An 11,982-nucleotide genomic window follows, 5' to 3' on the forward strand; every position below is an offset into this window, starting at 1 on the left:
GCAGCCTCTGTTGCATTAATGGATTGAACACAGCTCTGGATAAGTAATTAAAGGAAGGAGTCCGGACAATCAGGTATATTTCTGCACTCCAGGTAAATCTTCTTTACTCTTTTCCTGGTTAGCTCAACCATGTGGATATTCTCCTTTTTTCAGGTTCCTACACAATCTTATACACAGCACTATTTTTCAGCAAAAAGCTTTTTTTATACAAATATTAGAAAATATTAACCTACTAAAAAACCTTGATCCTACTAGGAGGCTCTGAGAGGATGTTTGGTGTTATTGTTGAAAAGTTATCCATAGGTTGTGGATTTCTTGAGCAAAATTCAGAAAAAATTGTGGTAAGGATCTATCCAATTGTGGATAACTTTAGACTTTTGTGGAAAAGTAATCAGTCAAGTTACTTGCTCCACAGCACCAGTCCTTTATATTTAACTAATGAGAAAGCCCTCAAGGTATTTCTACCAAGAGGGCCTTAACAAAAACGATAACAGGTAACTCGTTGCAGCGAGTTACCATGTAAAATCCCTTTTTAGGGAGGAGGCCGTTATGGCTGACGAAATGGATGGCAACCAAAAACAGCCAGTAGATTATTTAAAGGACCTACTTGATGTAGCGGAAAAGCTACTCAAGATCCTCAGTCTACTTTAATATTCAGGCCTGTCACATCTTGTGGCAGGCTTTTTTACTTTACATTTTTATCAAAGTGCTTACCTGTATTATTATATATAATTGTTGTTATTTGCAAACATTTTTACTGATTAACTTGAATTGCAAAAGGCCCAAACACCTACAAGATGAATGGGCCTTAACTATTCAATTAGAGAGATGTTATGAGTTTACCACATTTGTGAGATCCTTTCAAAGGAAAGTTCTTACAAAATAATGTTATATCAACATATTATATCGCAACAAGTTGATATAACATTCTCCTATAATTTTCATTTTGGTATCGTTTTGCTCACATTAGTATCTGTGAAACATAATATGTTATTCAAGAGGCCTATGTGATATAATCATGGGTTAGGTAAACCAAAAAGAAATTATGAGTCAATCAGACAATTTTTACACAAGTATAGGGACATTACCATAAAAAAGAAGACAGCCCATACAATTAAATGAGTTTTTCAATTCAATTATTTGCTATCTGGATTTCTAGCTGTTTCTTTTTAGTGAGATACTACAATAGTATATTAAGGGAATACATAGAAAAGCTTGTAGTATGCCGGTTATCTCAAAAAATAAATTATCGGGCATAAAGTATGTGTCAGGTGGAAATAGTTGGTTTAATAAGGCCTGATGGGGCCCTGCGAAGAATAATACATTCTTTAATAAGTGGTTATAAATGCCCTCAAACAAACCTATTTGACATACTGTGAACAATAGGTTAGAAATCCAGAATAGATATTTCCCAACCCTCTTCGTACTTACTTGTTGTTGAACAACAATATTTAAAATGATGATTGGTATGCTGAAGTATAAAATGTTGAATCTCCATGGCGTGTTATAAATATAAGCGCCATAGACATGGTGAATGCTGGTGAGGACTAATAATACATTGCTATAGAAAGCTACTTTTTGATACATGATTTTCAATTATCTTGTGGTTGTATGTCTCCGCAAAGATTGTAGTTATACTTAGTCTATACAATAAGTTACCGAATGGTTACCCTGTACTTTTAACACAGTTTAACATTTATGTCTTCTTTACACTTTGATGCTGAGAATTGTTTTATAAATAAGTTCACTTCCCTTATTTCTGGAAAATGGAAACCAATTCTATTGTATTTAATACAAAGTGATATTAATCGATTTAGCCTAATGCTTGAGCATCTGCCCAACATCAGCAGAAAGGTTTTGACTGAACAATTACGCGGTCTGGAATCCGATGGGTTGATTCAAAGAGATGAGTTAAAATCCAAAGTACCCAAAGTGGTGATATATCACTTAACCGAAAAAGGGAGCACGTTAAGGCAATTGGTAGATGAAATTATTAGCTGGGGGATGACTCACATTAGAGAAGAAGTGTCGGAGGAGATGCAAAAAAGGCTTGACCCTGACTTTACACTATAAACCCGAACGTATAACGACTTTGCGAATATACTGTATGGGTTCTTGTAAATTAAATTGCAGTTTATCAGTTGGCAGCCACAAAATAAAACCGGCACAGAGCTGTCTACAGAAGCCAGCTTCTGTATAACGCTTATGCATGTAAAATCTGGCAGATGGGGCAAGGTGGTTTGCGCGGGTTAGTATCCTAACATAGTCTTATTCATATGAAACCTATTGCCTATTAGAGATATAATATTCAGGAATAGGTCCGGTTGTTAGTGAAGCATATTCTTGGAAATATTACCTGTATGAATATCGGTTAAAGATCATCATTAGTTACATGGTGTCTATAGAAGAAAACGATTGCTTTAGAATCAAGATTGTGTTGGGTGAAATATAACCCTTTGCCAATCAATAAGTTATAGGCTTTAGGGACTCGGGTTTATTTGTAGCTTTTTTCTTGAAGATGGATTAATCAATGTCGATATTCGACCTTACTGTTTAATAATAAACATCACAATTCGGGGGAGCACTTTGGTTGCCAGGAGTATTCATCATGTGAATGGCTACTTCTTTAGCTAACCGACAGAGTGCTTTACTTGAGTCACAAATCCTAAATATCATCTGGAATATGCATTACCGACCACTAACTATTTTATCAGTATTCATTTTATCTTTATCCCTATTTGTAGCTTGTAGTTCAAATACCACCGGTCCATCTGAGGAAGAACAGCAAGAAGAACCCCTACAACTGCCAACGGCTTCTTTTAGTGTAGAGGGTGATATGTTTACAGGCGGCGAGATACAGTTTAATAATTCTTCCAAAGATGCCGACAGTTATACTTGGGAATTTGGGGATGGGACAACAGCCAATGAGTCAAATCCTACAAAATCCTATACAGAATATGGGAAAGTAACCGTAACACTCACCGCGAAAAATGAGGATGGAGAAGACAGTATCTCCAAAACAATTACAGTTGAACCGAAAACAATGTTCATCAAAAAAATAGAAATAGTGGACATGCCATTTACGAATGAGAATGGTGAAGGCTGGGATACCAATTCAGCACCGGATGTATTTATTAACCTTTTAAATGACGTCGGCGGAAAGCATACCATGGGATCAACGTACACAGATCTTGGAAAATCTGATCTGCCCGCATATTGGGAATATCAAAGTCCCGGTTTGGAAATTGGGCGTGTCGATTTCGACACAAATTTTATCTTTAGTATTATTGACGAGGATGAGTTTACGGCTAATGAATTCATTGAGTCGGTTCCAACTGATTACTTTACAATTAGAAAGCAGTGGTTAAGTGAAACTCCTGAAACTGCTGAAGTGAAATCTGATGAAGGAACAATTAGGCTTACATTAGAGTGGGAATAGATGTTATTTCGATACGTAAAAGGTCTCACAGTTTAAAAGCTGTGGGACCTTTTTTAATTGGGAGAAGCACAATATTATAAACTTGTGTTATCAAAAAAGTTTACTAAATCTGAGGTTGCAGAGTCTAAAGCTTTATTTACTGCTTCTTGTTCTGTTCTCATCATCATTTCTCTATTATTAGAATCTGAATCTACTTTTTCTGAAAGATGGTCTTTCGTTACAATAGTAGTAAAGGGTATAATGCCTGTTCTAACATCAAGCATCACTAATTCTGCGGTAGCAAAAGCTTTGGCCCGGTTTTTCTGGAAAAACCTAAATTCTTCATAAATATCACTATTGATTCTAAAGATTAGCAGCAAAGGGGCTTGCAGGCGAACAGCTGCTTCTCTGAGAACTGGGATGGTTGGATCTTTTGGGGTTAGCAGGGAAGGCAGAAGCGAGACCGTTCTGATTGGCTTAGCGTTCGTAACACCTGAAACAACAGTATCAATATATGATTGTTGAAGCTTAAGGTAATCTTCTGATCTCCAATAGCCGTAGCCATACAAAGAGGTTTCTTGGCGTGGATTACTATCGGGAAATTTAATTACAGCAAGTTTAGCATCAGCAGGAAGTTTAATTTTATTGCCAAGAATTGTGCCAATGGCAGCTTGGCTGATTAATTTTTGGTCAGAAGGGAACAAGGACTTTTTAAGGGTAGGGCCTCCAGAATTATTAAATTGATAGGGAGTACCTGAGGTAGTACAAGCACTTACAAAACTTCCGACCAAAATGAATAACAATATTTTTTCATGGGTGATGGTTATTTAAAGTTGCGCCAATTATGTTGGACTTATGGAGCATGCGGATGAATGTAGATTAACTAAATAATGAACGATTAACTAAAAAGCCAGCAGTTGGTGGGAAGGGGGCGTGCCCAAGGTCCCAATGAACAGCATGAGTATCTTGGCTCAAATACGCCGGGTTACCCGGGCTTGTTTTATGGGCTATTCACCTTTAACCAATACGCTGATAACGGATTGTTGGCAGGTGGTCAGACAGGTTAATACCATTGTTATCTGCCTCATGTTCTATGCTTATTACGCGAATTATTTCGGCATTCCTGGAAAATGCTCCGAAATTAAATGTTCTCCGTTTCACGGGTTCCTGTCGTCAGAGCAGTTCCTTTACCTTCTCTACCGTTGTTTAAGATTTTCTAACAAGAGCATTAATATTTTCTAAACTTGCTTAACCTAATTTTTTAGCTTTTAAAAGAGAGATCTATTTCCTGCTTTCAGGGTCGCAGGCTGGATTTCAGAAGCTCCCTGTTGTGGCAGTCTCAAAGATCACAAAACAGATAAGAATATTTTTATTTTTTCCCTATTTGGGTTACTCTGAAAAGTAAGAGGAGGGCTTGGTGTTTGGTTTGTGAAGTAAAGGGGGCTCTGCCTTAAATAGGGCAATATAACAAGGTAACAAGCTTTTTTGTGTATTAATATAAGTCTGTACCAGATCATTTCGACCTCCGGTTAGTTCATTTTTAGCTTAACCATATTTTCATCGAATGAGTGCAAAAAAATTTCAGCCGAGGTGGGAAGAGCTAATGAAATTAAAATCTTGTTAGTCAAAACCCACCGGAATATTGGCAGAAATATCCCGCTCAGATCAGTATAACGGTAATTAAGTATTTCTTTAAGTAGCTTAGAATTCGCTAATTCAGCGGAACCTTTCCTTAGCATTAGTTACTATACCGTTGCGAAATAACCTGTAGTACAATATAACCTGCAGATTTTTGGGATAGTTGAATCAGATCTTTCATTCAAAGAATCCATTTCCGGGGAAACTCGCAAAACCCGGAGATATAAACCAAACTCCTAGAACTATGGCAAGCTATAGTGAAGTCTTACAAACGATGTTGGCTATGGTGCTTTTTGCTATCATTATGACGATCTCTACCAAGATGATGTTTATGAACAGCCAACATTCGGTCAGAAGTGAGGCGGAAAAAAAGGCGATCTCCATTGCCCAGTCATACATTAATAAGGCGCGGATATTACCATTTGATAATAACACTAAAAGTGGGACGCCTTCTAATATTCCCGAAGACTTTAGCCGTTGCGAGCCAGAAGAGGGTACCAATGAGAACACCTTCGATGATTTTGACGATTACCATAGGTTTTCGGAAACGATTGATTGGTATAAGGAGGAGGATGCCTTTTCGGTAAAAATTAAAGTGCTGTATGTCTCCGGGCCCGATTATGAGATCGCCAACGGCAGTATCGGCAGCAGCAGTGGCGACCGAACCGTTTTCAAAAAAATGCAGGTTAGTGTTTCCAGCCAATATTTAACAGATGCTGATGGGAAACCAATTGAGGTTACGCATTCTTATTTACGCAGATACTATTAAAAAACAGAGGTTATTATGAATTTTGGCCTGGTTACGAGTTTTATTATTGCCGGTATATTATTGCTGAGCATTCTGAGTCTCAACATGAATTTATCCTACAATTCCGCGGAGCTCACCATGAACCAGATTGTGCAGCAGCGCATAAACGGCATCAAAGAGATTATAGAACATGATATCCCCAAAATAGCATACAACGACACTGCCACTGTGGAGGACCCTATTACCAAGGCAACCACAGATGAAATTGAATTCAAAAGCAATATTGACAACAAGGATGGTGACCTGGAAACGGTAAGATGGAAATTTGATACCAACACGCCTGTAGACTCACCGAACCCCAATGATTATGTACTAAGACGTTCGGTTGACGGGACACAAACCGAAATTAAACTTGGGGTAACAGACTTTGAGTTAACGTATAAAGACAAGAATATGAATGTGATACCATTAACCAACGTACAGGTGCTGCGTAATAAAATACGCCACATTGAACTTTCTGTTACCGTTGAGTGTCCCGGAAAAATTGGAGGGGCGGATAATATATCATCCAAATATGTTTCAACGACCTGGACTCATACATTTTCACCAATAAATTTAAAATTCTGAGGTATCTGTTATGGGAAGAGCAATGGTAATTATTGTATTTGGGCTACTAATAGCAATGGGGTATACCTTTTCAAGTATGCACGAGCAACGCTCACAAATGACCCAAACATCGGTTACTGTAGCAAATACTGCATCAGCTAAAAATCTGAGCTTAACGGGATTACAATTTGGAATCAGTAAATACAACGAAGATAAAAACTGGTCTGAAAATAGCACAGAAAACAAGCAGATAAATAACGGGACGGTTGAATATTCTTGGAAGCAAGGGGCCAATCCTAATAGCATCATCATCACCTCCATTGCAACTATAAATGGAGTTACTGATACGGTGGTTGCAAACGTCGACCCCAACCCCAATGCTTTTCCATCACCCGCTGCTATGGCATTTTATGGCAAGGATTCAAAACTTAACGGTTCTGGAAGTTTTACTATAAGGGGTAAGGATCGTAAAATGGATGGAACAAGTCCAATAGGTTATGGAGAAGATAAGCCGGGCATCATATCTTCCAAAGAACAAAATAAGACTATTGATCTGGTTGGCGGTGCTACAACTACGGGTGATCCGGCCGGGTACGTAAAAGATCAAAATTTGAATAATAATAAGTTTAAAGACAAGGTAGATAAATATCTTAATATCGCTCAATCATACTCCGGAACCGGTAATATGGGTACACAAGCTAATCCCCAAATAACAAAAATTGAAGGGTCGGTAACTGCTACTGGTAAGAAAGGAGCAGGGGTTTTAATTATCCCGGAAGGGGCAACTTTTAATGCGAATGGTTCTTTTGAATTTAAGGGACAAATTATTGTGCGGGGAACTCTGGAAATGACAGGTTCTGAAGTAATTTACGGATCTATGATTTTTTCAGATAATTCAAATGTACAGGTTAAAGGGCAAGGCAAGATAACAGGTAGTCCCACAATATATTATAGCAGTGATGCCATAGATATGGTCAATGATATGGATTTAGGGGTTAATAAGGCAACAATAAACAGTATTTATAACTAAATATCCTATAAGTCTATGGGTGCGCCTCTTCTTGCTTGGTCAATGGGTGAAATCACTATTAACCAATATGGAAACAAGAAAATTTCGGTGCATACTCAGAAAGCTTAATAAAAATATTATTGGGTTTTCCTGATATAGGAAGTAATGCCCTGATTTATATTATTGATGCTTTGTTTATTTACAAAGGGGTTAAGAATAACCGTTCGTAGCCATTTACTATCGTTGTAGGTAGGCAACGAAAAGAAAATCTTGTGGTTTTCAAGTAGATACTCTTGTAACCCTTTATTCCATTCGTCCCACCTTGCTGAAGTAATCCATTTGGGTTGACCGCGAAAACAGATGATATTCATTTTTGGAGTACTGGCCAGCTGTATACAGTCGATGACTTTGAGTTTATCATGAAGTAGGTTAGTCAGCTGATAACTTTGATCAATTAATTGCTGAAAGCCTTTTCTGCCGATGTGTTGAAACGAAGCCCACAATTTGAGAATATCTGCGTGTCGCGTTCCCTGTAAACTGATTTCTCCCAGATTAATACGTTCTTCATCTTGTTCCATGTATGGAGCACCAACCTTGAAGCTATTAACCAAGTGATCTTGGTCTTTAAACAGGACCATTGCAGATGTCTTGGCCACATAGAGCCATTTTTGGGGATTAAATGTAATTGAATCAGCTTTTGATATTCCTGCAAGTTTATCGTGGTGTGAGTTTGAAAAGACTAATGCGCCCCCATACGCAGCATCAACATGATACCACAGGTTTTCTTGTTGTGTAATGCTACCAATATCTTCGAGCGGGTCAATATTTCCTGTCGTTGTGGTACCGGCAGTAGCAACCACACAAAAAGGTAGCTTGCCGTCATTTTTTGCCTGATTAATGGCAGCCTCTAGTTCTTCAGTTATCATTTGTGAGTCCGAATCAACCGGAATGGGTTGCACAGAATCTTGTCCTAATCCCAAGATCATTGCTGCTTTTTGGATGGACGTATGCGCTACTTTTGAAGCAAATAGTATAGGTTTTTTGGGCAATTCTTGAATGCCACCTTCTTTTGTACTGAGTTTCTTATTACGTGCAACTGCCAGGGCTTGCAGGTTTGCAAGGCTACCACCACTGCATAATACGCCAGAAGCTTTTTGACCGAGATTAAACATCTGACAAATTTTGCGGACAACTTGTTGTTCTAATCTGGAAAATGCGGGCGACATCTCTACACTAAGCATATTATTATTGACAGATGCCGTAGCAAAATCAGCGATTAGTGAAGCTGTGGTAGGGGGCGGATCCATGTGGGGAAGCCAGCCGGGATGGGAAGGGTTTATAGAACTTAAAAGTAAGGTCTCTAAATGGTCAATTAGTTGCTCGTCTCCAATTGATTCCTCAGGAATAGGTTGGTTTGGGATATCGATCTCCCCAGGTAATGGTGAACGAGTTTCTGAAGATGAAATAACAGAAATAATCCGATGTAATGCTTTAGAAATGAAATTTTCGATCCCCTCCTTGTTAGTTCCTGAGGGATTTATAAAAGCATTAGCAGGGAATTTTTGTTGGTCCATTTAATAAATATGTTGGATTTAGAATTAGTGCGAGCAATGCATCAAAATAGTCTTGGCAGGATTTACCGTTTGCCAGCTGAGCACCACATTCAGAACAGCGGTTAGTATTGGTGACGTTTTTCATACAGGTTGTCAATTTGATAGTTGAAACAGGGGGAGCGCAAATAACGACTTATTGCATAACGGGCACGGAGCTTGTTGTGAATTCAATTGCAGTTTAGTGGTTGGCAGGAAGAAAAACAAAATAGTAAGGAGAGATGCTGTGCCCTTATCAACGGGAGGCGTATCTATGCGCCGGGTTATAGGCCTTATTCACTATGAGAAACCGGTTTCGTTTTTTGATATTGACTATATAAAAACCATCCTGCCCATAAGGCCGCAGACATTGATATGGCCGTATATATAGCCGGCATGGGATTTTCGATAGAGCTTACCGATCCGGCATACGCAGCAATTAAGGCATACGGGATGGTGCTCAATGACCAGGCAAGAACAAATCGGGGAAATTTCATCTCTGTAATCCCGGTGAGGCAAGGCGAAACTTCAGGGAAGATTGGTACCGCCCTACTCATCAGGATCATGGCAAAACCATAATTCTCAAAAGTCGATATCGCTTCTGCCCGAGGTTTAGGGTTCTTAATCAAAAATTTAAACAATGCATCTCTGTACCTGTTGCTGAACAGATATCCGGAAAGTCCTGCCAATGTCATGCCCGTGATAGCGCTCATCCCTCCCAGGGGAATCCGAGAAAAAATCCAGCCGAAATTGAAATAGTAAGTGTTGGTACTGCGATAAACAGATCACAAAAGAGCAATAGTATAACCACTACAGCAACATATAGAGGGGAAAGCTGATCAGCTGCTTGCATCCAGTATTCAATCTTCGCTATCGTTACCAGACCGGTTAGATTTACTATTAAAAACGTTGAAACAAATAACAGGGCAAGTACGAGAATTATTTTGATCAAATATTTCATACGTAGTGGAGTAGAGTTGGGGATGAAAGGGGGTATTTTTCACTGCTATCTTTAAGCATGCGGTCGGCAAGGGTTGGACTTAATCGCCGGAGTAGCTTAAGCCATGTTACTTTTTCAATGGCTATTTCGTACTTATTTCTTTTGAACTTTCTGATGAATTCCCGGCATAACTGTTCCGGTGCCATTTTATCCCTCTCGCGTCCTTTGGTCATGGCAGTATCAACTAGGGGCGGGATTACTTCAAACACACTGATATTACGGTCTTCCAACTGGTATCGTAACGATTTTGTGAAGATGTGGATCGCTGCTTTAGAGCCGCAATAGACCGGAGCCTGTTTTTTTGGGGGGCAGGGCCAGATGAAACGTTTACAATGGTCGGCTGATCGTTAAGTGATAAAACCGGCAATAATAATCCAACAAGTGCAATAGGGGCATAGACATTGACGTCCAGCTCGTGCTTTACTTTATCAATGAGGAATAGGCCCCTACGAAAGAACCTTCGGTAAAAAAGGTTTTATTATAATATTTCCCTTCCCCGGTGTTGTGATAAGCTCTTAAAATCCCATTCTCTTAGAGTATTCGCCGGCCTTTGCATAATGGTAGTCTTTATCAAAATGCTTGAGCTCAAATAGGTTGAGCAGCCTGGCAAGGGTGGCATCCTCAAAATTGACGATTCCTTTTAATGTTTTTGATAACAGCTCTTGAGGATCTGACACAGCTAGTTGAAAAAGTTATTTAAGCCCTGTAATGGTCCGGGCATAAGGTGCACAAAGATTAGTGTTGTTCTATTAATTAACGAAGAAGAGCTTAAAAGCCAAAGCCGGATGTTGTATCTAGCGAACCCGACGACCGCAAAAGGTGCGCTGTGCCCCGGTTAGTGAGGTTCGGGTTAATGTGCAGGCTGGGGGATTCAGGTTTTTTCTGCTTCCAATTTAAAAGGCTCTTTGTCCGTAATATTGTGCCAGTTCTGTTTTATATACCAGCTAAGCCAAATAATTCCAGCAGTAAAAAGGAATATGCCTGCCCAGGAATTTGAAATATAGGGTTTGACTGTTCCCCAAGTACCATAATTCAGAGCATAATTTTTATTAGCAATCATCAAAAACAGGGCAAGCGCATTATTTGTAGCATGAATCAAAATCGGGACAAACAAGGATTGGGTTTTTAAATATAGAAAGCTGAGAACAACGCCAAAAATAAACGCTCCCAACGGTGTTGAGTGCAAAAGACCAAAGATTACAGAAGAGATAACAACTGCCTTGCTATAACTATATTTAGCACCCAAGCGCTCAATCATAACACCCCTGAAAATAATCTCTTCTATCACAGGTGCCGCAACGATGATTAACCCCCCAAAGAGTATTTGTTGAAGTATTGTGGCTTCATGGATATGATTAAATGCTCCAGTATTATTGATCCAGTTCAAATAAGTTTTTGCAGTTTCCGTGCTTATCAGATTCAGAAGAAGAATAACCACCCATACCACACCGGTTGAAATGGTTATTAAGGGAATTACCATTACGACCTGCGAAACTCTGTTGGAGGCTCTTTTAAAAATGGAACTCATTGGATGGTCAGCCCTCCGAAACATCCAAATGATGAGTAAAAAAGGAAGTGCATAAGTAATATAGCCAAGAATGAGTTCTTCCCATGACCTACCCAGTTTAAGTTTGTTCTGCACAATAACAAATCCAGTAAATGCAAGAATAAGAACGATAAGTATGGAGAAGAAGCCTTTCTTGATCGAAATTCTGCTGAAATATTTTCGTACTTTCTTGATGTTTTCTGTATCTGAAAGTTTCATTTATGAACCTCATCGCGGTTTTCGTTTGTGCTTCAACATATTGATATGTTATGACTCGAAAAAATTAGCTTCTTAAAAAAACAACGATCTTGCACATAAGGTGCAGGAAAAATGGTAAGTTAATAAATAACGACGAAGAGCTTAAAAGCCCAAAACAGGAACCTGCCCTCCGAATCCGCCGGCTCATATGTTAAGCGAACAAAGCAAGA

Annotated in this window: 13 protein-coding genes; 5 read left to right on the plus strand and 8 right to left on the minus strand. The window is 39.0% G+C overall.

All coding sequences use genetic code 11. From position 1 onward, the window contains the following. Positions 1-1,698: 1,698 nt before the first annotated feature. Both G3569_RS17620 and G3569_RS17625 read left to right on the plus strand, forming a co-directional pair. The gene (locus G3569_RS17620; protein WP_165271405.1) at positions 1,699-2,073 is read left to right on the plus strand and encodes a winged helix-turn-helix transcriptional regulator; all 375 of its coding nucleotides are present in this window, start codon (positions 1,699-1,701) and stop codon (positions 2,071-2,073) included. Positions 2,074-2,614: 541 nt separating this feature from the next. Next, positions 2,615-3,439 carry a PKD domain-containing protein gene (locus G3569_RS17625; RefSeq protein ID WP_165271406.1) on the plus strand — a complete coding sequence of 275 codons (825 nt, stop codon included), beginning with the start codon at positions 2,615-2,617 and terminating at the stop codon, positions 3,437-3,439. 74 nt (positions 3,440-3,513) lie between these two features. On the opposite strand, the gene G3569_RS17630 is transcribed toward G3569_RS17625, so the two are convergent. After that, on the minus strand, positions 3,514-4,221 hold the full coding sequence (locus G3569_RS17630; protein WP_165271407.1) for a hypothetical protein: 708 nt from the start codon (positions 4,219-4,221) through the stop codon (positions 3,514-3,516). A 214-nt stretch (positions 4,222-4,435) separates the two neighbouring features. Next, complete coding sequence (locus G3569_RS18475) at positions 4,436-4,579, minus strand: hypothetical protein (protein ID WP_205720275.1); 144 nt, start codon at positions 4,577-4,579, stop codon at positions 4,436-4,438. Positions 4,580-5,300: 721 nt separating this feature from the next. On the opposite strand from G3569_RS18475, the gene G3569_RS17635 reads away from it, so the two are divergent. The 3 genes from G3569_RS17635 to G3569_RS17645 are packed head-to-tail and all read left to right on the plus strand — an operon-like array spanning position 5,301 to position 7,440. After that, a complete protein-coding gene (locus tag G3569_RS17635) occupies positions 5,301-5,825 on the plus strand; it encodes a type IV pilus modification PilV family protein (RefSeq protein ID WP_165271408.1) in 525 nt (174 codons plus the stop codon). 15 nt (positions 5,826-5,840) lie between these two features. After that, on the plus strand, positions 5,841-6,431 hold the full coding sequence (locus tag G3569_RS17640; protein ID WP_165271409.1) for a hypothetical protein: 591 nt from the start codon (positions 5,841-5,843) through the stop codon (positions 6,429-6,431). A gap of 10 nt (positions 6,432-6,441) precedes the next feature. Further along, on the plus strand, positions 6,442-7,440 hold the full coding sequence (locus G3569_RS17645) for a hypothetical protein (protein ID WP_165271410.1): 999 nt from the start codon (positions 6,442-6,444) through the stop codon (positions 7,438-7,440). Between the two features lie 116 nt (positions 7,441-7,556). On the opposite strand, the gene G3569_RS17650 is transcribed toward G3569_RS17645, so the two are convergent. From G3569_RS17650 to G3569_RS17670, 6 genes are all read right to left on the minus strand, one after another. Then, positions 7,557-8,993: a pyridoxal phosphate-dependent decarboxylase family protein gene (locus G3569_RS17650; RefSeq protein ID WP_165271411.1), complete on the minus strand. Its 1,437-nt coding sequence runs from the start codon at positions 8,991-8,993 to the stop codon at positions 7,557-7,559. Positions 8,994-9,301: 308 nt separating this feature from the next. Continuing rightward, entirely contained in the window at positions 9,302-9,721 is a 420-nt protein-coding gene (locus G3569_RS17655) for a VTT domain-containing protein (protein WP_165271412.1), read from the minus strand. Continuing rightward, entirely contained in the window at positions 9,718-9,969 is a 252-nt protein-coding gene (locus G3569_RS18480) for a hypothetical protein (RefSeq protein ID WP_205720276.1), read from the minus strand. The genes G3569_RS17655 and G3569_RS18480 overlap by 4 nt, the downstream gene beginning before the upstream one ends. Further along, positions 9,966-10,328, minus strand: a complete 363-nt coding sequence (locus G3569_RS17660; protein WP_165271415.1) for an SDR family NAD(P)-dependent oxidoreductase — start codon at positions 10,326-10,328, stop codon at positions 9,966-9,968. Before G3569_RS17660 ends, G3569_RS18480 begins: the two co-directional genes overlap by 4 nt. A 195-nt stretch (positions 10,329-10,523) precedes the next feature. After that, complete coding sequence (locus tag G3569_RS17665; RefSeq protein WP_165271413.1) at positions 10,524-10,685, minus strand: hypothetical protein; 162 nt, start codon at positions 10,683-10,685, stop codon at positions 10,524-10,526. 194 nt (positions 10,686-10,879) lie between these two features. Beyond that, positions 10,880-11,773, minus strand: coding sequence for a type II CAAX endopeptidase family protein (locus tag G3569_RS17670; protein WP_165271414.1), 894 nt, complete (start codon positions 11,771-11,773; stop codon positions 10,880-10,882). Positions 11,774-11,982 lie beyond the last annotated feature (209 nt).

The organism is Fodinibius halophilus (genome assembly GCF_011059105.1).
GTDB classification, from domain to species: domain Bacteria; phylum Bacteroidota; class Rhodothermia; order Balneolales; family Balneolaceae; genus Fodinibius; species Fodinibius halophilus.